Consider the following 19510-nt stretch of genomic DNA (forward strand, 5'->3'; position numbering starts at 1 on the left):
TCGATTCCCTTTATCACCTGGCATCACGAATTACTCAGCGTCTGCTACTACTTCTTCAGTAGTTTCAGGTGCTACGTTATCTTCGCCTTGTTTAACTTCGAGGATTGCGTCAGCCATTTTACCAGTGAGCAATTTGACTGCACGGATCGCATCGTCGTTCGCTGGGATGACGTAGTCGATTTCGTCTGGATCACAGTTAGTATCAACAATCGCAACGATTGGGATGTTGAGTTTGTGTGCTTCTGCAATCGCGATACGCTCTTTGCGTGGGTCAACGATGAAGAGTGCATCCGGAACGCCTGGCATATCTTTGATACCGCCGAGGAATTTCTCAAGACGAGTCATTTCTTTTTTAAGAATGATGACTTCTTTTTTAGGAAGAACTTCGAATGTACCGTTCTCTTCCATTTTTTCGAGTTGTTTCAAACGGTTGATACGTTTTTTGATTGTAGAGAAGTTCGTGAGGGTTCCACCCAACCAACGTTCGTTGATGAAGTATTGACCTGCACGGATCGCTTCTTCTTTCACAGTGTCTTGAGCTTGTTTTTTCGTACCAACGAAAAGAACGTTTCCGCCTTCAGACGCTACTTCACGGATGAAGTTGTATGCTTCGTCTACTTTTTTGACCGTTTTTTGAAGGTCGATGATGTAGATTCCGTTCCGTTCTGTGAAGATGTATTTTGCCATTTTTGGGTTCCAACGGCGTGTTTGGTGACCGAAGTGTACACCAGCTTCTAACAATTGTTTCATCGAGATTACTGCCATGATGAATTCCTCCTTTTGGGTTTTGGATGTCCTCCGCGATGATCGTCTGTCCAGCTAACCTATTAAAGGCACCGCAGCTGGCGATACATGCGTGCGTAATTAACACCGTAGACTAATATAGCATAAAGATTACCGAGGGGCAACCTTCGTTTGATGAGAAAGTTTAGCAATCAAAGCAACCTCGCCCGTCCCGCGATTTAAAGACCGCGCAAGCGTCTCAAGATCCGCTCCTTCTCGTAGCGCCTGCTTGACATCTGTTAACGGTGGTTCTTTTGAAATGGATCGCTCGATTTCGACGGCTTCCGATTTCTCGTATGTAGCCGCCTCCACCATCTGTGGAGACACGTCCGGTACTTGATCAACCTGTTCGTTCGCTTCATTTACGGATGTCTCCGTCATAGCGTTGACGTTCTCCATGAAATGAAGCAACACTTGTTCCGTCTCATTCTTTTCACGTTCCAACCGGATAATCCGGTCTTTAAGCGCTGCCTGCTGGCGAAATAACACCAGCAGCGCATAACAAACTAAAGCAGCTAATAAAATATAAACGACAGTCATAATTCTTCCTTTCACATGGCGACACGATCTGCTAAGTAGGCACTTCCGAGCGCATTCTTCAACTTCCGAAGCGCTTTTGAATGGATTTGTGAAATACGGGAAGTCGAGAGCCCGAGGACTTCACCAATTTCAGTAAGCGTCAATTCTTCATAATAGAACAACGAGACGACAAGTTGTTCTTTTTCGGATAACCCCTCTACTTCCTCTGCCAGTTTAGCAATCAACTCACGCATTAATAACATATCTTCCGGTGTAGCAGTATCTGGATCTAAATAGGAAACGGTCATCGCCTTCCCCTCATCCTGTAACGTGACTGCTTCATCGATCGATAATACATTCGCAAAATAGCTTTCTGCTAAAGCACCCTTGACCTCGTCCGGTGTCATGTCGACGATGGAAGAGACCTCGTCTAACGTCGGCGTCCGTTGCAAAGATTGTTCAAGGATCTCGACGGCTGCCTCGACCCGTTTTGCTTTTTCCCGTAAGGAACGTGGTAACCAATCGATTTTACGAAGCCCATCTAAAATAGCTCCTCGAATCCGAAAGGCGGCATACGTGTCGAATTTATTATTATGATTTTGATCGAATTTTTGAAGCGCATCGTACAATCCCATCATCCCTAAACTTTTCAACTCGTCTCGATCGACACTTTTAGGCAACGTCGCACTTAAACGCTGAACATGGTATTGAACAAGTGGTTCATAATTGTGAAGTAACAGGTCTGCCACCGCAATATCGCGTGTGGTCAGCCATCGATCCCAAAGTTGTTGTAATTCCTCACGCATGACCATTCCTCCTCTAGATTTCCAGCGTCCCGACATTCACCGTCCGGATGACGAGACGCCCTGATTGTGAGTGGAACTCGATCGTTCGTCCATTCGTGCCGCCAATATCTTCGGCAACGAGTGGAATTTTGACTTGTTGAAGCATTGCTTTGACCGCAGCGATGTTTCGCTCACCAATCCGCATGGATTCATGTTCATACTTAAATTGAAACATCTGAGCCCCACCCGCAATCTTCGCACGTAATCGGATGGCTCCACTTGCTCGTAATTCGCGGGCTACCTCTAGAATTGCAGTATCCGCGAACTTTCCGACTTCAAGCTCCCGATTCCGACTGATCGCTGAATCAGGCAACATGACATGCGCCATACTCGATAACCCTCGTTCCTGGTCATAGATGACGACGCCTACACACGATCCAAGACCCGCCGTCCGTAAAATGACGGGGCGTTTACTGATGGCGTACTCCGCAATCCCAATCCGTACGATTTCATCCATTCAAGTCCACACCCAATCGTTCGAAGACCGTCTGAAAGGCGTTAGCTTCAGGCAACAAAAGTAAATGTCCAGTCAAATCGTTTCCTGCACTAGACAAATGCGTGTCGATATAGACAGCCATATTGCCTGGGGTCGTTGATTCAAGTAAGGCTACTTCAAGTAACGCACCAACCATATCAAACGCTGATGCAGGAACACTGACATGTAACGATAAATCAAGCCAATCGGAGATAGCCCGAGCATATGCTCCTATTAAAATATTCCCAATTTCTTCCCAAGCAGAAACCCCCATTTCGTGGGAATCGGAAAAAAAGTGGAATTCCGTCTGCATCAATTGGCTCACGAGCTTCTCTGCATCACGAAGTGGCATCAAAAAAAGTAACGTTGCTTGAATATCGCCAGAAAAACGTAACAATGCACCAGCGGTATACGTTTCCGCCCCTCCACTTCGCTCGATGATCGTCGTGAAATCCTCAAGTTCAGCGGAAGGTACTTCGATCTCAATCGGTTGTCCAAGTAAGGTCGAAAGTGCTGTCGCTGCGTGACCAGCTCCAATGTTGCCGACTTCCCGTAAAATGTCCCGTTCGTTCGGATTAAGCATGAACGATGTCCTCAAATAAGCGATTCGGTTCAATCAACGAAAACAATTGCTGATCGCCTTTTGCGACTGCAGTCAAATACGAGGCATCCTCCTGCTTTTGTTCACTGAGCGGTTCAATCCGAACATCCGTTGATTCGACGACTTCGTTTGCCCGGTCGACGATGAATCCAGCGTCCCCATGCTCCAAAGTGGCGATGATGATGCGTGTTTCTTCCGTTTCTTCCATTAATTCGAATCCAAGACGGGCACGCAGGTCAATCACGGGGGTGACGACACCTCGCAAATTGATGACTCCTTTGACATAGGATGCAGCGTTCGGAATCCGTGTGATCGGGATGAGCCGTTCGATTGAACGAACAGACTGTACATCAATACCGTATGCATTATCTTCTAATTGAAAAACAACCCATTTTTGTTCCATCTTCGTTCCCCTCACTTCCGTAATAGTGCATTGCTGTCAATGATCAATGCGACTTGTCCGTCTCCAAGAATCGTCGCGCCAGAAATGGCACGGATGCCTTCTAGATAACTACCGAGTGGCTTCATGACGATTTCCTGTTGACCGATCAATTCGGATACGATCAATCCTGCTAATTTTTCGCCACTCCGGACGACGACGACCGAATAGGCTTCTGCCTCATGTTGTGGCAATCCGTAAACTTCATTCAGCGAAATAAGTGGAACCAATTGTCCACGGAAATCAAATACTTTTTCCCGGTGCGCTTGCAGGATCGCCGATTTACGTAAAGATGTCGTCTCGATGATGGCAGTCAGTGGAATTGCATACGTTTCTTGTCCGAGCTCAACTAGCATGGCTGAGATGATCGAGAGCGTCAATGGTAAACTGATACGGAAAATCGTTCCTTCTCCGCGGCGTGTCTCAACGAACACTTCTCCACCCAATGATTCGATCTTCGATTTGACGACGTCGAGACCAACACCACGACCAGACAAGTCCGTGACTTCTTCTGCCGTCGAGAAACCAGGTGCGAATAACAGCATCGAAGCCTCTTCGATCGTTAATTGCATCGCTTCTTCTTCTGTGATCAATCCTTTTTCAATCGCAATCCGTGTGACACGTTCGTGATTGATACCTGCTCCATCATCTTCAATCTCAATGAAGACTCGGTTTCCTGAATGGTAGGCACGAAGCGAAAGATTTCCTTCGACCGGCTTATTCGCTAAAATCCGTTCCGCTTTGTTTTCAATTCCATGATCGATCGCATTACGGATCAAGTGGACAAGTGGATCACCAATCTCATCGATGACTGTGCGATCAAGTTCCGTCTCAGCACCCGTAATGTGTAGTTTGATATGTTTTCCGACATCCTTCGAAACGGAACGCACCATTCGTGGGAATCGATTGAATACTTGTTCGATCGGCATCATTCGTAACGTTAAAACGAGTGATTGCAATTCGTTCGTGCCCCGTTTGATCCGTTCGACCGTATCTGTCAATTCCGGCGAGCTGACTTCTGCTGCAATACGCTCCAAACGTCCGCGGTCGATGATGAACTCTTCGAACAGATTCATCAAACGATCAATCCGCTCGAGATTGACACGAATCGTTTTCGAAGCGACAGGCACAGATAGATCTGTCTGTTCTGGTGATTCCGGTGAAGCTGTTGGTGCAGGTACTGATGTCGCAACCGGCACTTCCTGTGGAAGGGTGGATGTCGCCACCTCTGCTTCTGGCGTTGCTTCGAACACGTCCATCGTTACTATTGCGACTTCAGAAACCGAGGCAACCGCCTCTTGAATGACCGATTGCTCTTGTTGCGTCACGAATAAAACAGAGAATGACGTCTCAAAATGTTCTTGCTCCAGTTCATCAGATGTCGGATTCGACAAAATGACATCTCCGAGCTGTTGTAAACGATCAAAGACCATGTAAACACGTGCCGCTTTTAAGATGACGTCTGCTGAAAGTTCGACTTGGACGATATAGGCTTGATAACCGGACGCAATCGATTGTTTGACGACCGCTTCCGAATAGACATCACATTCGAATGTTGATGGTGCAGTTGATGGCGTAACCGAAATGATCTCTTCTTGTTCGGGACGAATGAACTGCTGTAATCGTCTCACTGTTTCCGTAACGTCAAGTTTCCCTTTTCCACCGCGACTGATGTCTTCTACCATCGTTTCCAGTTGCTCAGCAGCAACGAATAGGACATCGATCAACTCAGCTGTAGCGGGTTGTTTCTTTGATCTGACTAAATCAAGGGCACTCTCCATCTCATGCGTCAAATCAGCGATCGCATCATATCCCATCGTTCCTGCCATTCCTTTTAGCGTATGGGCAGAACGGAAAATTTGATCGATGACCGCTTCATCGTCTAATCGTTCTTCAAAAACCAATAAGCTTGTGTTAATAGCTTGTAAATGCTCCATCGACTCATCGAGGAACAACCCCACATATTCATTTAAGTCCATGACTGATACCCTCCTTTAATCTTAACGGACATGATCTTTTCGTTTTTTCAGACGATGTAACAATCGATCTAAAAACTTCCGTTCTTTGACTTGTACACCTGTTAGAGACGTCGTGATATGATCGAGTCGCCAACTGACGTCACTCGTTCGATCCATCAAGTAAAATGGCATCTGTGCCTTGACTGCTTTGACGACTGCCGGATCTTCCGGCAAAAAACCGGTAAAGCGCAGTGGTTTTTGTAAAAATTGTTGGCTGACGAGCGCCAGTCGATCAAACGTTTCAAGTGCTTCTCCACCATTCGTCGCCCGATTGACGACGACGGAAATCGGAAGATCCGTCGCATGATGGTGTGCCAGTTTGACGAACGCATAACCGTCCATGATTGAAGTCGGCTCTGGCGTGACGATCAACCAGGCTTCGTCTGCACTACTGATAAAATCAAACGTCTGATGGTTGGCGCCGGCTCCTAAATCGAGCAACACAAAATCATACTCATAGAAAAATTGGAATTCCCGCAGTAGGAACACGACATCCTCCTTCGTCAGATTCGTCAGTTCCGCAAATCCACTCCCGCCATGAATGAAATGAAGGGATGGAGACTGTTCAACGATTGCGTGCTGGAGTGATTCTCGTCGTTTGACGCATTCCATCAAGGATGACTTCGATGATTTACCGAATAGAATACCAATGTTCGCCATCCCGATATCAAGATCAATCAAGAGTACTCGTTTTTCTTGTAACGATAATGCCACGCCAAGATTCACCGCGACATTCGTTTTTCCGACGCCACCTTTTCCACTCACGATGGCAATCGTCTTCGTTTCCTTGACGGTCACTTTTGATCGTAAGACACGTGCTTGATCTTCTCGCATCATCTCATCCCTCTCTCGACGATCATTCGGGATAACTCATCCGCCGTAGCGAACGTGATGTCTTCTGGCACTTCTTGACCCGTTGTCACGCAATAGATTGGTAACTCCGTCTCTGTCATAAGCCCAAACATCGACCACAGTTCACTTGTTTCATCTGCTTTCGAAAATACGATCCCTGATAAGGGAATCTTACTGAAACGATCGTGGATCTGTAATAAATCTCGATATTTCGATGTCAAACTAAGAACTAAAAATACATCCGTATCCTCAAAGTCATGACGACTTCGTAATTGCTCTACATATGCTTCGTCAAGGAAATTCCGTCCCGCTGTATCGACAAGTACGATGTCGCATGACGTTAGCGCCTGCTTCGCTCGTTCGAAATCTTCCAGGTCGTATGCAACATGAATCGGAATACCTAATATGTCGGCATATGTCTTCAGTTGTTCAATCGCTGAGATCCGGTATGTATCGGTTGTGATGAGACCGACTCGTTGATTTTTAATGAGCGTATGATGCGCAGCGAGTTTAGCGATGGTTGTCGTCTTTCCGACGCCAGTTGGTCCTGTTAACATGACATAACGTGCAGTCGACGGCGTCACGCGCAATGCCGACTTCACTTCTTCCGTCAAGAGATCGGTTAATTCCGTTTGCTGCGTTTGATAGTACGCAGTTAGTAATCGCTCATGCAATCGTTCAGACACTTGTTGTAACGCTGGTTCTGCCAACAGCGGCGCATAATGTCGCAATTCTTTTGGCAATGGTCGTTCGCCGACCGTAACGATCGTCGGACGCACTGGGATCGGTTGGATGGTTTCCACAATGTCCTTCCGACTCGTTGTTTGCTTCGAGACGATCGGTTCGTTCGACACATGTTCATCCACCGATGCAACCAGTTCCACTTTTTTCTTCGCAAATAAGCCAAAGAATCCGCCCACTTTAATATGGCGAGTATTTAATATGATGGCATCGTTACCGAGTTCGCGTTTGATGCGTTCCATGGCTTCGCTAACGGAATCCGCCGTGACTTTTTTGACTATCATCGCTTAAATCACCCCAATACTCTTAACTTCAATCGTCGGCATTAATTCGTTATAAGACAATATCGGAATATCTGGAAAATACCGTTCTGTCAATTGACGGACGAACATCCGGATACTTGGAGAAGTCAGGATGATCGGATGCGCCCCGTACCGTTCGAATTCCGTTGCTCGCTCCTGTAACGTCTCGATGAAACGTGTCGCCTTTTCGGGATCAAGCGCTAAATAATTTCCGAACTCCGTCTTTTGGATGGCCGACTGGATATCCAGTTCCATCTCACTTGAGACCGTCACGACATGTAAGACATCTCCTTGCATGACTTGTTCCGTAATTTGACGCGATAAGGATTGACGGACATATTCAGCAAGCAGTTCGCTGTCTTTCGTCACAGCTGCATAGTCCGCGAGCGTTTCAAAAATCAATGGTAGATTTCGAATCGAGACTTTTTCTTTTAATAATTGAACGAATACTTTTTGAAGTTCCCCGATTGATAACAGTTGTGGTGTTACTTCCTCGACCAAAATCGGATGGGATTCCTTCAAATGATCAACCAACTGTTTCGTCTCTTCTCGACCGAGTAACTCAGCTGCATGTTTCTTCAAGAGCTCCGTTAAATGTGTCGCAACGACGGATGGTGGATCAACGACCGTATAGCCTGACATCTCTGCTCGGCTCCGTGTCTGTTCATCAATCCAGAGTGCCGGCATACCGAATGCTGGTTCAACCGTCTCGATGCCTCGAATTTCTGGATCATCGACCCCTGGGCTCATCGCTAAATAATGATCAAGCAATAGCTCACCACTTGCCATCTCACTTCCGCGAATCTTGATTCGATACTGGTTCGGTGATAACTGCAGGTGATCACGAATCCGAACAGTCGGTAGAACGAATCCAAGTTCGAGTGCTAGCTGCCGACGAATCATAACGACACGATCGAGTAAATCGCCACCTTGCGCTTCATCAGCGAGTGGAATCAAACCGTAACCGAATTCAAATTCAATCGTATCGACGTTCAGTAAAGAAATGACCGATTCACTCGAACGCAAGTTTTCGCTCGGCGCTTCCTCGACAGCGACCTCTTCTTGCATCGTCTTCGTCGTCTGCTTTATTCGCCAAGCGAAGAAGCCAAATAACGCTGCAATCGGCATCGTGACGTAATCGGGAATCGCTGTGAATAGTCCGAGTAAGAAGATTGCTCCAGCCGCGATTCCGACAAGTAATGGTGTGCGTGTCAATTGACCGATGACATCCTCACCAAGGTTTCCGTCGGATGTCGAGCGCGTGACGATGATCCCGGTCGCAACCGAAATCAACAGTGCTGGAATCTGACTGACGAGACCGTCCCCGACTGTCAGTAACGTATATAGTTCGACTGACTCCGCTATCGGTAAGCCTTGCTGGACGACACCGATGATCATTCCGAAGATCAAGTTAATGATGACGATGATGATACCAGCGATCGCATCTCCTTTAACGAACTTCGAGGCCCCGTCCATCGCCCCATAAAAGTCTGCTTCCGATTGGATTTTTTGACGACGAGTCCGGGCTTGTAATTCGTCAATCATACCGGAGTTCAGGTCGGCGTCGATTGCCATCTGTTTTCCGGGCATCGCATCAAGCGTAAAACGTGCCGACACTTCCGAGACTCGTTCTGAACCCTTTGTGATGACGAGAAACTGGATCAAGACGAGAATCAAGAAGACGACGAAACCGACGAGCGGCTTACCGCCGACGACAAAGCTACCGAAAGCCTCGATAACTTCGCCACCATTTCCGTTTGATAGGATCGCCCGTGTCGTCGAGACGTTAAGTGCCAGACGAAATAGAGTCACGATCAATAACAACGTCGGAAATACAGAAAACTCAAGTGCCTCTTTGGCATTCATCGCAACGAGTAATACCATCAAAGCAATTAAGATATTGATGATGATTAAAAAATCGAGCATGATAGCGGGCAGTGGAATGACGAGCATGAAGACGATCATGATGACGCCTAGCAGAACCGTTAAATCTCGTGTTGATATACTCATGATGCTTCATCCTTTCATTTTGCTTGTTTCAGTTGATAGACAAAGGCGAGTGTTTCAGCGAGCGCCTGATAGAACGTTTCATCCACTGCCATACCAATCTCTGTTTGAGCGAACAACGCCCGCGCCAGCGGACGATTTTCAACAATCGGGACATCAGCTGCTGTCGCCTTCTCCCGAATCCGGAACGCGACAGCATCTACGCCTTTTGCAACGACGATCGGTGCCATATGTTTTCCGTCATCGTATTGAATCGCTACCGCATAATGGGTCGGGTTCGTGATGACGACGTCGGCATTCGGTATTTCTTGCATCATCCGCCGCATCGCCATCTCCCGTTGTTGTTGTTTAATCTTTCCTTTGATTTGAGGGTCACCTTCCGTGTTCTTATGCTCATCCTTTAAATCCTGTTTACTCATTCGAATCGACTTTTCAAAATCAAATTTTTGATAAGCGAAGTCCAGAATGGCTAACGCGATCAAGGCGATACTGACCGACAAACCGAGCAAAAATGTTAAATGACCAATGATAGCTAACGCATCGCCGATCGGTTCCGAAGTCAGCCTCGAAATCTCGACCTTGTTATTCCACAGAACAGTGCCACTCGTGACACCGATGACTAACAGTTTAAAAACGGATTTCAAAAACTCGACGAGTGCTTTAACGCTAACGATCCGTTTGACGCCTTGAAGCGGGTTAATGCGATCTAGTTTTGGCTGAATCGCCTCACCACTTAAGAGCACACCAATCTGAACGAAGTTGCCAAGGATCCCGATGACGACCGCTGTTAAGAAAAACGGTGCGACGAGAATTCCCATCTGAATCAGCATCTCGACTAAAATCTGTTCGATTCGTCCCTCTTCAACAGCTTGCAGAACTTGACTTGCACTGAGACCATCTTGTAGGACGAGTACGAAGCGCCGTCCTAGAAATGGACCGAAAAAATAGAGAACAAGAAACATCGCGAATAACATGATACTACTCGTTAAATCGGCTGATTTTGCAACCTGTCCCTTTTTACGCGAGTCATCTCGTTTTCGAGGTGTCGCCTTTTCCGTCTTCTCACCAGCGAAGTACTGAAGGTCAAGGCGTAATCGATATGAATGCATTCCTTAACCTCCTAGTAATCGAATGGCATCTGCAAGTACATCTTGCAACAATGGAACGAATCGACCGATTCCTGTGATCGTTGCACCTGCTAATAAAAACAGAATCGCGTATCCCATCAACAGTTTGACGGAAAAACCAATCGCAAAAATGTTAAATTGAGGTGCCGTTTTCGCTAAGAAACCAAGTGCGAGATCCACTAAAAAGAGTGAAACGACAAGTGGCATCGCCATTTGTAAGGCAGTCAACATCGCAAGACCGACGACACGGATGACAAGGCTCATTCCAGCGTCTCCTGATACCGCAATCAGACTACCCGGCGGAAAGATCTGAAAGCTCGTGTAGATGCCGTCCAGTAAAATGAGATGCATATCAGAAGCGAGCAAGACGAGTAACGTCAGCATGTAATAAAATCGTCCGATGATGGGTGACTGTCCGCCAAACATCGGATCATAAGCGGAAGCCATCGCAAGACCCATCTGTAAATCAATGATCGAACCCGCGATTTGTGGGGCATACAATAAAAAACTGGCAAGTAAGCCAAGAGCTAGACCCACTAAGACTTCCGTTCCCATCCGAAAGAAAAAATCGAAGTCTTCTACACGAACGTCCGTCTTCACGGCGTAGCTCGCAAAGTAAGCAAGACCTGCCGCAAGTGCTAATTTATGTTGCGCTGGTAATTGTCTTGATGAAAACAAAGGCGCCGCAACGAGAAAACCGACGATCCGTCCAAAGACGAGCAGAAAAACACTCAGGAAAGAAAGTAATGTCATTTTCGGGAAACCTCAGCGATTTGCTTGAATAGATCAATCGTAAAGGTCTGTAGCTCCTGCATGATCCAAGGTCCAAAGAAGACAAGTGCTAAAAATACGGCAACAATCTTTGGAACGAACGATAATGTCTGTTCCTGAATCTGTGTCGTCGCCTGCAAGATACTAACGAGCAGACCGACGACGAGCGAGACGAGTAATAAGGGAGCCGATACTTTGAGTAATGTCCAGACAGCAGAACTTGCCAACTGAATAATCATTTCTTGAGTCATCTTCTCTCCCCCTAACGCATACTGACGAGCAGTGATTCAACAATCAGGTGCCAGCCATCGACTAAAATAAACAACAGCAACTTAAACGGTAACGCAATCATGACCGGCGGCAACATCATCATCCCCATCGACATCAAAACACTCGAGACGACCATGTCGATGACAAGAAAAGGTATGAAGATCATGAAGCCGATTTGAAAGGCCGTCTTTAATTCACTAATCGCATATGCTGGAACGAGTGCGACGAGTGGAATATCTTCAATCTTTTTCGGTTTTTCATAATTACCGTATTTTAAGAATAGTTCTAAATCATTCGTTCGCGTGTGCTTCGACATGAAGCGTTTCATCGTATCTCCTGCTTTATCAAACGCTTCATCTTGACTAATTTTATCAGCCATGTATGGTTTTAAAGCCGTCGTGTTTAATTCCGATATGACGGGCGACATGACGAAAAGCGTAATGAATAAGGCCAGTCCGACGAGTAGCTGGTTCGGCGGCGTCTGTTGTGTTCCGAGAGCCGAACGTACGAACGACAACACGACGACGACACGCGTGAAACAAGTCATTAAGATTAGTAACGAGGGCGCCAGTGATAACAACGTCAGTAATACGAGCAGTTTAATCGATGTTGCTGTTCCTGACGGAGTATCTAGTGAGATCAGGTTTTCAATCGTATTCATGAGCGCCCTCGATTCTTCTGCAGTTGCTCGAGTTGTTGTTTGAACGTCTCAAGAAATGGTGAAGGTGCTGATTTCGAAGATGACTCTTCAAGATCCGTCGGTTCGTATCCCTCTAAATCGTCCAGCGTGTCTAAGAGTTGTACGTTCTCACCAACACCAACTACATAAATCTTATCCTGCACTTTCACTAACTGAACCGATCGATCCTTACCAAGTGGTACACCACCTAGATGGGTCAATCGTCCGGAATGTCTGACGCCTCGCGTCCGCTCGTGAATAAAACGTGTCACGAGGATGAATCCGCCGATCAAGACGACGAGAACGACGACTCCTTTAAAGATGGTCAATGCCATGGAAGGACTCTCATCGACTTGCTGAGTCGTCGGTGCATCGTTCTTGGTTGGATTTAATTTTTCTTCGACCGTTTCAGCCTGTACAGGAAGTGTCAGCAGAAACAGAAGACAAATCAGCAAAGTCACTTTTTTCATGACGAGACAGTTTTCGAGACCGCTTCAAGCACACGATCCGCTTGGAACGGTTTGACGATGAAATCTTTTGCACCTGCTTGGATCGCGTCGATGACCATCGACTGTTGCCCCATCGCCGAACACATGATGACTTTAGCGGCAGGATTGAATGCTTTGATTTCTTTAAGCGCAGAGATTCCGTCCATCTCAGGCATCGTAATGTCTAGCGTGACGAGGTCCGGTGTCAATTCCTTATACTTCGTGACCGCTTCGCGTCCGTTTTCTGCTTCACCGACGACATCATAGCCGTTCTTCGATAGAATTTCCTTGATCATCATCCGCATGAAAGCGGCGTCGTCTACGATTAATACTTTTGCACTCATATTAGTTCCTCCTTAGAACATCCGAAGACGTTCTTTTGTATTTACGATTTCCGTAATGCGTACACCGAAGTTCTCTTCGATGACGACCACTTCACCCGTTGCGATCAATGTATTGTTGACAAGAACGTCAACTGGTTCCCCTGCCAGTTTATCCAGCTCGATGACAGAACCTTGTGTTAATTCCAATATGTCACGAACGGAGCGGCGTGTCCGTCCTAACTCAACCGTGACGTTCAACGGAACATCATATAACATTCCGATATTCCCTGGCGTGCCCTCTACTTCCATCTCACCTAACTGACTAAATTGAACCGGACTGACACCGACTGGCGTTGCTTTCGGTTCAGGTGGTGGGACGACCGTTCGTTGTTCCATCGCTGGTGCCGGTGTCGGTTTCGCTTGTGGTTGTTCTGGTTGCGCTTGTGGTTGTTCTGGTTGCGCTTGTGCCGTTGCTTGTGGTGCAGGTTCTGCTTGTTGGGTCGTACTCGCGCTAAAGAGTTTTTGAATCAATTGTTTCGAGAAGTCCAGTGGTGCTAATTGAACGATTTTTGAATCGATCATCGTGCCAATCTTCAGATCAAACTCGATGATGACCATGCTCTCCCAAAGAGAAAAGCTATCGACGATACTCTTATCTTGTGAAAAATCAAAAATTTCAACAGCAGGTGGTGAGATATCGATTCGCATGGAGAACACGGTCGACATCGATGTCGCAGCAGCTCCCATCATCTGATTCATCGCTTCCTGTACAGCAGATAGAGCAATCGGCTCCATCTCCAGCGATTCATCAATGACACCATCGCCTCCCATCATCAGGTTCGCGATGACAGAAGCATCTCGCTGTGTCAGAATCAGGACATTTTCTCCTTTAAATCCTTCTGTATAGCCGACACGCAACGCGACGTGCGGAATCGGATAACGACTTCGTAATTCTTCCATCGAAATCATCCGAACATGTGGTGTCGTGATTTCTACTTTTTGATTCAACAATGCCGATAAGGCCGTTGCTGAATTCCCAAGTGAGATGTTTCCGACTTCCCCTAGCGCATCGATTTCCATATCATCTAATATTTCCTCTGCGTCCGAATCTTGCGGTTCATCGTTTGATGGCGTTCCGCGTAACAACGCATCGATTTCATCTTGCGAAAGCATATCGCTCATGTTATTCCTCCTCAATTCGTTGTAAGACTTGCAAAGCGAGGTGTTTCCCATTTAGTCCCGGTCGGGCTTTGAACATCTTCCGGTCATCGACGAATACATCGACGGCATCTGAGGCTCGCGTCTTCAGGGATAAACAATCGCCTACTTCGAGGTGTAACAATTCACCAAACGATAGCTCTGTTTGGCCGAGCACTGCTTTTAAATCGACGACGGAACTCATCAACTGCGTTTGCATGTGTTCAGACTCTTGATTATCTGCTGTCGTTCGCTTTTCTTGTTGCATCCAATAATGACTTGATAATTTCGGAAGAACGGATTCAAGGGTCACGAACGGCAGGCAGACGTTCAACGTACCGCTCACTTCTCCAACCGTTACGTAAATCGAAACGAGGATGACCGTCTCATTCGGAGAAACGAGCTGTAGAAACTGCGGATTGATTTCTAAATCGTCGTACTCCGCCTCGACTTCCGTCACCGACTCCCAAGCGGCGCCATATTGGACGAAGGCACGTTTAAACAATTGTGTCAGAATACGCGTCTCGATTTCCGTCAAATTTTCAATCTTGTTCATCCCTTCACCCGGTCCTCCAAGTAATCGATCGAGCATCGCATAAGCAATGTTCGGATTGACTTCGAACAAGACTTTTCCATCAAGCGGATGAAGGTTCACAAGATTGATCAATGTCATGTTCGGAATAGAATGAATGAATTCATCGTACGGGAGTTGCTCGACTGTATTGACCGTGAACTGGACGTACGTCCGAAGTTGTGCAGAAAAATGCGTCGTCAACACTCGGGCGAACTGTTCATGGATACGCGTCAAATTCCGTAATTGATCTTTTGAGAAGCGAAGCGCTCGTTTAAAGTCATAGACTTTGACACGGCGCTGCTCCTCTTGGCTTCGGATTTCCTCGACTTCCATATCTCCGCTTGAAATGGCTGATAGCAAGGCATCGATTTCATGTTGGGATAATACTTCGCTCATGCTGCCACCTCACTGGATGATTTTTTTCGTCGTATAGACACGCTGGACATCACCTTCTTGAATGAGCTTCTTGAACTGCATCCGTAATCGTTCTTCGAGCTTCTCCATATCCGCTTTTGAGTCTAAGTCCGACTTTTTCATCGCAGATAAATCACCTAAGATGATGTTATTAATTTGAAACTTTCGTAATTCTAAATCATCACGTGTTGCTTGATCGTCTGTAACGATCGTAAATTGGACATTCAAAAAACGTTCATCAGCGATATTCGTCGTCAAGTCGTCTGTCTGAAGACTTCGTGCATCAAGTTCTTCACCTGTCGGCTGTTCGACTTTTGCTTCTGTCGTATCATTAGCTAAAAAGTAATTCATGATCATATAACCTGCTCCAACCATCAGTGCTGCGACAATGATCATGATTAAAGGGATTTTTAGTTTACTCTTCTTCTTTTCCTCGGCCATCTTCGAGCCTCCTTACACTGTTCAAGCCCGCTAATCCGATTTGTTGATAAAAAGCGATTGCGATTGCCTTGACCTCTTCTATTGATTCCTTCACGACATAAATCTGTCCGCCAACGAGTTGAATCGTCGTATCCGGAGTGGAACGGACAGATTCGATCAGTATGGCGTTTAGTACGAGTGGTGCATCACGTAATGTCGTTAGCGTAATCATCGTTTCAGGTTGACCAATTCCTCAAGAACTTGGTCAGAAGTCGTGATGATTCGCGTATTCGCTTGGAAACCACGTTGAGCAATGATCATCTCCGTGAACTCTTCTGATAAGTCGACGTTTGACATTTCAAGCGTTCCAGATGTCAATTGCCCCATTCCGTTCAAGCTCGGTGTTCCAAGTACTGGCTCACCAGAGTTTTGTGACGCTGCGAACACGTTGACACCTGATTTTTCTAGACCACCTGGGTTAGCAAAGTTCGCAATCGTGATATAACCGACATTTTGTAATGCTCCTGTCGTATCGACGTAAGTGACGAGACCGTCTTTACCGATTGATAAGTTACGTGCATCCGTTGGTACTTTTAGTTTTTGGAACCCTGCGCCACCTGCTTCCGGAAGGGGTACCGGTGGTGTCTCGCCATCTGCAATTGCTTGAGAATCACTACCAATCAAATAGTTTCCGTCACCGGTAACCAAGTTTCCTTCAAGATCGGTATAGAAGTTACCCGAGCGTGTATAACGAATCCCTTCCGCCGTGACGACTTGGAAAAATCCTTCCCCAGAAATCCCGACATCGAGGACGCGACCCGTATTCTGAAGCGCACCTTGGTTATACACATTATCGACTGTTGACATCGATGCTCCGAGACCGACCTGTTTTGGGTTCGTTCCACCGACATTGCCACCAGCACCTGATGATGAACCAACCGATTGGCTGACAAGATCCTTAAACGTCACCCGTCCTTTTTTATAACCGAACGTGTTGACGTTCGCGATGTTATTCCCGACGACATCCAGTTTCGTCTGGAAGTTCTTAAGCCCACTGATTCCTGAATACATTGAACGTAACATTATTTTTCCTCCTTTGATTGAATCTGCGTCAACTCGTATACACTGATCTGTTTTCCGTTCGATAGTTCGGCCATGATATCCAGCCCATCCCGTTTTACACTAACGACACTGGCTGTCTCTTCGACGGTCGTCGTCTGTTCTGCTCCAGAAGCATCGGTCGTCTTTGACTCGGCTTCATAACTGACGTTCTTACCAATCAGATTGCTGTAGGATAATAACGCCGTCGCATGTTGGTTCAAGACCATCGTGTCCATCGTCTTCCCGATTGCTTGCATCTGTTCAAGTGAAGAAAACTGCGCCATCTGAGCAATGAAATCCTTATCTTCCATCGGTGCCGTCGGGTCCTGATTCGACAGCTGGGCAATCAGAATTTTCATGAACATATCTTTATCCATTGCTTTATTCGTCGGTACTTGTGACTTTTCAGGAAGCTGGTATGAAGTACCCTCTGTTTTGATTGCATCAGTCATCGTCTTCCTCCTCTTCTTCCTCTACTGGAGCTGATGTTTCTTGATAAGGGGACTCATGCTCCTGCTGATCACGTGTGAAGGACTGTTGAAACTCCCGTGCACTAGATGCGATCATCCCCGTCTCGATCTTCACGACTGGCGTCTGCTGGTGTAAAGCTGTCTGCAATTTTCCGAGTTGTTGCTCGATCGATTGTTTCGCTTGCTCAGTACTCGCAAACAGTTTGACGGTCAATGCCCCCTCCTTACGATCGAGTTGAACGACGACCTCTCCAAGCTGCTCTGGATAAAGACGAATCGACAATCGAGTTGACCCGTCAACACCTTTTAAGAACGGTGCCTGTTGAAGTGCAGCTTCAATCCGTTGTTGAATCTGTTCTGGTACGGGTAGCGGCACTGGACGAATCGTTTGCAACGGGGTACCTTTGTAAATCGGCATGCTCATTGGAGTCAGCGCGGCTTTTCCTTCTGGATCAACGGGCATGGTCGCTTTTCGCATGAGTGAAGCGAATGCCAACGGGAGCGGTGTCTTTCCTTTTGCCTGCTCAGCTACAGCTACAGTGTCCGACTTGAGCGTTTCGACAATAGGACCAGTTTGCGGGAGCGTCTGTTTCACAGGCAACGCGGAAATGTCTCCTTCAATCGTAGTAAGTAATGGTTGTTTTAAGTTGTTCGTATGATGATCTTTCATTTTGATCGTATCGTTCGTTACTGTCTGCAAGACGACTTGCTGAAGCAATGGTGGCAATTGATCGAACTGATTTTTCGCCTGCTCGACATTTCCCTCAAGCAATTGTTTGACGAACGCTAGTAGTTGTTCCATTTTCTTTGGTTCTTGTTTTAACGCCTCTACTTCCGGTTGTTTCAGTAAAGAGAGAAGCTCGTCCGGTTGATCTACGAGTTCTTGTATCCAATCCGGTAATAGTGGTGTCTCCACTTTCGTCTCGAGTGCTGTCAAATCAGCTGAGACCGGTGACGATGACGTTGTTGATAACTTCGTCAGATAATCCAGTAACGAAGCAAATTGACCACCAACCGTGGTCATCTCTCCTTTTTTCCCTGTTCCAGTATTCAAGTTCGGGGAAGATGATTGTATTACTTCCGTCATGTTCATCTGGCTTCCCTCCTTACTTCGTCGCGAGTAGCTGTGTTAAGGCCGCCGCTTTTTTAGCATCCATCTTGGCAATGATCGCCGCCTGTTGTTCCGCATCGATGTCCTCGATGATCGGTACGACTTCTGTCGGACTGAGTTCGTTTAAGATGAGCGCAGCATCCTTTGGTGCCATTTCAGCATAGACATCTGTCACAGATGCTGCTTTTTTCTTCGTCGTCTTCGTTTGATCCGTAGTCGCGGGCGTCGGTGTTTGTTTTAAACGATCCCGTTCTGCAATCAAACGTTCGACTTCCTGTTCTTTAGCTTTTAAAGTATCCGATTGTTCCTTGCTTTGATTGCGTAGTTTCTTGATTTCTTGATTTGCTACTTTCAGACGACGTTCGAGTTCTGCTGACGGATTTGCTTGATTCATAGTCGTTTTTTCCGTTGCGAACGGTAAGGATAGCAGTGGACGTCCATTCGCATAATTTAATACGAAATAAGCTGTCAGCAAGATTAAAATCAAAGGGATGATCAATAAAGGTAAGATCCATCCTTTTGACGTTTTATTTTCACTCATATCATCCGTCCTCTTCCAAACTGTAACAATGCCAGTTCATCTAATTGATTTTGTTCCGTCAATGCTTCGATTCGTTTTGTTTCAACCGTATGATTCTCCTGCAGACGACTAAACTTCTTCTCCTCGATCAATGCTCGTTCGAGTGCTTCCTGTGCGCGTTCATAGCGATTTTTCGATTGTGTCACGTACAGTTGTTGCCGTTCGATTTCTTGTTTCACGACATCTCGAGCCCGCTCCCGATATTGCGAAGACGTTAATTCGACGATGCCAATCTCATCTTGCGCTTTCAGAAAGGATTCATATCGGACGAGCAGATGGTATAGTTTTTCGACTTCAATCTCATATTGTTTTTTATGAAGGCTCAATTCTTTTGCGACGCGATCTTTCTCTGCTTCAGCCAAAGGAATGATTCGTTCATAAATCGTCTTCATCTTCCGTCCTC

25 protein-coding genes are annotated in these 19510 nt (G+C 46.5%); all 25 read right to left on the reverse strand.

Going from position 1 to position 19510, the window contains the following annotated elements:
* Positions 1 to 30 precede the first annotated feature (30 nt).
* The 25 genes from rpsB to L985_RS10760 all read right to left on the reverse strand — a co-directional run bounded on the left by rpsB (position 31) and on the right by L985_RS10760 (position 19499).
* Positions 31 to 765, reverse strand: a complete 735-nt coding sequence (gene rpsB / locus L985_RS10640; protein WP_012370721.1) for a 30S ribosomal protein S2 — start codon at positions 763 to 765, stop codon at positions 31 to 33.
* A gap of 129 nt (positions 766 to 894) precedes the next feature.
* Positions 895 to 1338 (reverse strand): hypothetical protein, encoded by a 444-nt coding sequence (locus L985_RS10645; protein ID WP_158513348.1) that lies wholly within the window; start codon positions 1336 to 1338, stop codon positions 895 to 897.
* Entirely contained in the window at positions 1335 to 2108 is a 774-nt protein-coding gene (locus L985_RS10650; protein ID WP_047393832.1) for a FliA/WhiG family RNA polymerase sigma factor, read from the reverse strand. Before L985_RS10650 ends, L985_RS10645 begins: the two co-directional genes overlap by 4 nt.
* A 13-nt stretch (positions 2109 to 2121) precedes the next feature.
* A complete protein-coding gene (locus L985_RS10655) occupies positions 2122 to 2604 on the reverse strand; it encodes a chemotaxis protein CheD (RefSeq protein ID WP_047393829.1) in 483 nt (160 codons plus the stop codon).
* Positions 2597 to 3205 (reverse strand): chemotaxis protein CheC, encoded by a 609-nt coding sequence (locus L985_RS10660; protein WP_029342053.1) that lies wholly within the window; start codon positions 3203 to 3205, stop codon positions 2597 to 2599. The genes L985_RS10655 and L985_RS10660 overlap by 8 nt, the downstream gene beginning before the upstream one ends.
* On the reverse strand, positions 3198 to 3626 hold the full coding sequence (locus L985_RS10665; RefSeq protein WP_029342054.1) for a chemotaxis protein CheW: 429 nt from the start codon (positions 3624 to 3626) through the stop codon (positions 3198 to 3200). Before L985_RS10665 ends, L985_RS10660 begins: the two co-directional genes overlap by 8 nt.
* Positions 3627 to 3637: 11 nt before the next feature.
* Positions 3638 to 5641, reverse strand: a complete 2004-nt coding sequence (locus L985_RS10670; protein ID WP_047393826.1) for a chemotaxis protein CheA — start codon at positions 5639 to 5641, stop codon at positions 3638 to 3640.
* 21 nt (positions 5642 to 5662) lie between these two features.
* Positions 5663 to 6517: a MinD/ParA family protein gene (locus L985_RS10675; RefSeq protein ID WP_029342056.1), complete on the reverse strand. Its 855-nt coding sequence runs from the start codon at positions 6515 to 6517 to the stop codon at positions 5663 to 5665.
* Positions 6514 to 7557 carry a flagellar biosynthesis protein FlhF gene (locus tag L985_RS10680; RefSeq protein ID WP_029342057.1) on the reverse strand — a complete coding sequence of 348 codons (1044 nt, stop codon included), beginning with the start codon at positions 7555 to 7557 and terminating at the stop codon, positions 6514 to 6516. The genes L985_RS10675 and L985_RS10680 overlap by 4 nt, the downstream gene beginning before the upstream one ends.
* A gap of 3 nt (positions 7558 to 7560) precedes the next feature.
* Entirely contained in the window at positions 7561 to 9585 is a 2025-nt protein-coding gene (gene flhA, locus L985_RS10685; RefSeq protein WP_029342058.1) for a flagellar biosynthesis protein FlhA, read from the reverse strand.
* Positions 9586 to 9599: 14 nt separating this feature from the next.
* The gene (flhB, locus tag L985_RS10690) at positions 9600 to 10691 is read right to left on the reverse strand and encodes a flagellar biosynthesis protein FlhB (protein WP_047393823.1); all 1092 of its coding nucleotides are present in this window, start codon (positions 10689 to 10691) and stop codon (positions 9600 to 9602) included.
* 3 nt (positions 10692 to 10694) lie between these two features.
* Positions 10695 to 11462, reverse strand: coding sequence for a flagellar biosynthetic protein FliR (gene fliR / locus L985_RS10695; protein ID WP_047393821.1), 768 nt, complete (start codon positions 11460 to 11462; stop codon positions 10695 to 10697).
* Positions 11459 to 11731, reverse strand: a complete 273-nt coding sequence (gene fliQ, locus L985_RS10700; protein WP_023468705.1) for a flagellar biosynthesis protein FliQ — start codon at positions 11729 to 11731, stop codon at positions 11459 to 11461. The genes fliR and fliQ overlap by 4 nt, the downstream gene beginning before the upstream one ends.
* An 11-nt stretch (positions 11732 to 11742) precedes the next feature.
* Positions 11743 to 12411 (reverse strand): flagellar type III secretion system pore protein FliP, encoded by a 669-nt coding sequence (gene fliP, locus L985_RS10705; RefSeq protein WP_047393818.1) that lies wholly within the window; start codon positions 12409 to 12411, stop codon positions 11743 to 11745.
* On the reverse strand, positions 12408 to 12899 hold the full coding sequence (locus tag L985_RS10710; protein WP_047393816.1) for a flagellar biosynthetic protein FliO: 492 nt from the start codon (positions 12897 to 12899) through the stop codon (positions 12408 to 12410). The genes fliP and L985_RS10710 overlap by 4 nt, the downstream gene beginning before the upstream one ends.
* Entirely contained in the window at positions 12896 to 13261 is a 366-nt protein-coding gene (locus L985_RS10715; protein WP_029342063.1) for a response regulator, read from the reverse strand. The genes L985_RS10710 and L985_RS10715 overlap by 4 nt, the downstream gene beginning before the upstream one ends.
* A gap of 12 nt (positions 13262 to 13273) precedes the next feature.
* Positions 13274 to 14422, reverse strand: a complete 1149-nt coding sequence (gene fliY, locus L985_RS10720; RefSeq protein ID WP_047393813.1) for a flagellar motor switch phosphatase FliY — start codon at positions 14420 to 14422, stop codon at positions 13274 to 13276.
* 1 nt (position 14423) lies between these two features.
* Positions 14424 to 15407 (reverse strand): flagellar motor switch protein FliM, encoded by a 984-nt coding sequence (fliM, locus tag L985_RS10725; RefSeq protein WP_029342065.1) that lies wholly within the window; start codon positions 15405 to 15407, stop codon positions 14424 to 14426.
* 9 nt (positions 15408 to 15416) lie between these two features.
* Complete coding sequence (locus L985_RS10730; protein WP_231681733.1) at positions 15417 to 15821, reverse strand: flagellar basal body-associated FliL family protein; 405 nt, start codon at positions 15819 to 15821, stop codon at positions 15417 to 15419.
* A gap of 19 nt (positions 15822 to 15840) precedes the next feature.
* The gene (locus tag L985_RS10735) at positions 15841 to 16077 is read right to left on the reverse strand and encodes a flagellar FlbD family protein (RefSeq protein ID WP_047393810.1); all 237 of its coding nucleotides are present in this window, start codon (positions 16075 to 16077) and stop codon (positions 15841 to 15843) included.
* The gene (flgG, locus tag L985_RS10740; protein WP_029342068.1) at positions 16074 to 16928 is read right to left on the reverse strand and encodes a flagellar basal body rod protein FlgG; all 855 of its coding nucleotides are present in this window, start codon (positions 16926 to 16928) and stop codon (positions 16074 to 16076) included. The genes L985_RS10735 and flgG overlap by 4 nt, the downstream gene beginning before the upstream one ends.
* Complete coding sequence (locus L985_RS10745; protein WP_047393808.1) at positions 16928 to 17398, reverse strand: flagellar hook capping FlgD N-terminal domain-containing protein; 471 nt, start codon at positions 17396 to 17398, stop codon at positions 16928 to 16930. Before L985_RS10745 ends, flgG begins: the two co-directional genes overlap by 1 nt.
* A complete protein-coding gene (locus tag L985_RS10750; protein ID WP_052169454.1) occupies positions 17391 to 18509 on the reverse strand; it encodes a flagellar hook-length control protein FliK in 1119 nt (372 codons plus the stop codon). The genes L985_RS10745 and L985_RS10750 overlap by 8 nt, the downstream gene beginning before the upstream one ends.
* Positions 18510 to 18522: 13 nt before the next feature.
* The gene (locus L985_RS10755) at positions 18523 to 19068 is read right to left on the reverse strand and encodes a MotE family protein (protein WP_047393806.1); all 546 of its coding nucleotides are present in this window, start codon (positions 19066 to 19068) and stop codon (positions 18523 to 18525) included.
* Entirely contained in the window at positions 19065 to 19499 is a 435-nt protein-coding gene (locus tag L985_RS10760) for a flagellar export protein FliJ (protein ID WP_029342072.1), read from the reverse strand. Before L985_RS10760 ends, L985_RS10755 begins: the two co-directional genes overlap by 4 nt.
* Between the last annotated feature and the right edge of the window lie 11 nt (positions 19500 to 19510).

This window comes from Exiguobacterium sp. ZWU0009, from assembly GCF_000798935.2.
Taxonomy (GTDB): domain Bacteria; phylum Bacillota; class Bacilli; order Exiguobacteriales; family Exiguobacteriaceae; genus Exiguobacterium_A; species Exiguobacterium_A acetylicum.

What these genes read in the sequence shown, in the direction of transcription:
- rpsB (WP_012370721.1), bottom strand. Translation starts at nt 765, where the DNA reads ATGGCAGTAATCTCGATGAAACAATTGTTAGAAGCTGGTGTACACTTC.
- L985_RS10650 (WP_047393832.1), bottom strand. Translation starts at nt 2,108, where the DNA reads ATGCGTGAGGAATTACAACAACTTTGGGATCGATGGCTGACCACACGC.
- L985_RS10655 (WP_047393829.1), bottom strand. Translation starts at nt 2,604, where the DNA reads ATGGATGAAATCGTACGGATTGGGATTGCGGAGTACGCCATCAGTAAA.
- L985_RS10660 (WP_029342053.1), bottom strand. Translation starts at nt 3,205, where the DNA reads ATGCTTAATCCGAACGAACGGGACATTTTACGGGAAGTCGGCAACATT.
- L985_RS10665 (WP_029342054.1), bottom strand. Translation starts at nt 3,626, where the DNA reads ATGGAACAAAAATGGGTTGTTTTTCAATTAGAAGATAATGCATACGGT.
- L985_RS10670 (WP_047393826.1), bottom strand. Translation starts at nt 5,641, where the DNA reads ATGGACTTAAATGAATATGTGGGGTTGTTCCTCGATGAGTCGATGGAG.
- L985_RS10675 (WP_029342056.1), bottom strand. Translation starts at nt 6,517, where the DNA reads ATGATGCGAGAAGATCAAGCACGTGTCTTACGATCAAAAGTGACCGTC.
- L985_RS10680 (WP_029342057.1), bottom strand. Translation starts at nt 7,557, where the DNA reads ATGATAGTCAAAAAAGTCACGGCGGATTCCGTTAGCGAAGCCATGGAA.
- flhA (WP_029342058.1), bottom strand. Translation starts at nt 9,585, where the DNA reads ATGAGTATATCAACACGAGATTTAACGGTTCTGCTAGGCGTCATCATG.
- flhB (WP_047393823.1), bottom strand. Translation starts at nt 10,691, where the DNA reads ATGCATTCATATCGATTACGCCTTGACCTTCAGTACTTCGCTGGTGAG.
- fliR (WP_047393821.1), bottom strand. Translation starts at nt 11,462, where the DNA reads ATGACATTACTTTCTTTCCTGAGTGTTTTTCTGCTCGTCTTTGGACGG.
- fliQ (WP_023468705.1), bottom strand. Translation starts at nt 11,731, where the DNA reads ATGACTCAAGAAATGATTATTCAGTTGGCAAGTTCTGCTGTCTGGACA.
- fliP (WP_047393818.1), bottom strand. Translation starts at nt 12,411, where the DNA reads ATGAATACGATTGAAAACCTGATCTCACTAGATACTCCGTCAGGAACA.
- L985_RS10710 (WP_047393816.1), bottom strand. Translation starts at nt 12,899, where the DNA reads ATGAAAAAAGTGACTTTGCTGATTTGTCTTCTGTTTCTGCTGACACTT.
- L985_RS10715 (WP_029342063.1), bottom strand. Translation starts at nt 13,261, where the DNA reads ATGAGTGCAAAAGTATTAATCGTAGACGACGCCGCTTTCATGCGGATG.
- fliY (WP_047393813.1), bottom strand. Translation starts at nt 14,422, where the DNA reads ATGAGCGATATGCTTTCGCAAGATGAAATCGATGCGTTGTTACGCGGA.
- fliM (WP_029342065.1), bottom strand. Translation starts at nt 15,407, where the DNA reads ATGAGCGAAGTATTATCCCAACATGAAATCGATGCCTTGCTATCAGCC.
- L985_RS10730 (WP_231681733.1), bottom strand. Translation starts at nt 15,821, where the DNA reads ATGATCATTGTCGCAGCACTGATGGTTGGAGCAGGTTATATGATCATG.
- L985_RS10735 (WP_047393810.1), bottom strand. Translation starts at nt 16,077, where the DNA reads ATGATTACGCTAACGACATTACGTGATGCACCACTCGTACTAAACGCC.
- flgG (WP_029342068.1), bottom strand. Translation starts at nt 16,928, where the DNA reads ATGTTACGTTCAATGTATTCAGGAATCAGTGGGCTTAAGAACTTCCAG.
- L985_RS10745 (WP_047393808.1), bottom strand. Translation starts at nt 17,398, where the DNA reads ATGACTGATGCAATCAAAACAGAGGGTACTTCATACCAGCTTCCTGAA.
- L985_RS10750 (WP_052169454.1), bottom strand. Translation starts at nt 18,509, where the DNA reads ATGAACATGACGGAAGTAATACAATCATCTTCCCCGAACTTGAATACT.
- L985_RS10755 (WP_047393806.1), bottom strand. Translation starts at nt 19,068, where the DNA reads ATGAGTGAAAATAAAACGTCAAAAGGATGGATCTTACCTTTATTGATC.
- L985_RS10760 (WP_029342072.1), bottom strand. Translation starts at nt 19,499, where the DNA reads ATGAAGACGATTTATGAACGAATCATTCCTTTGGCTGAAGCAGAGAAA.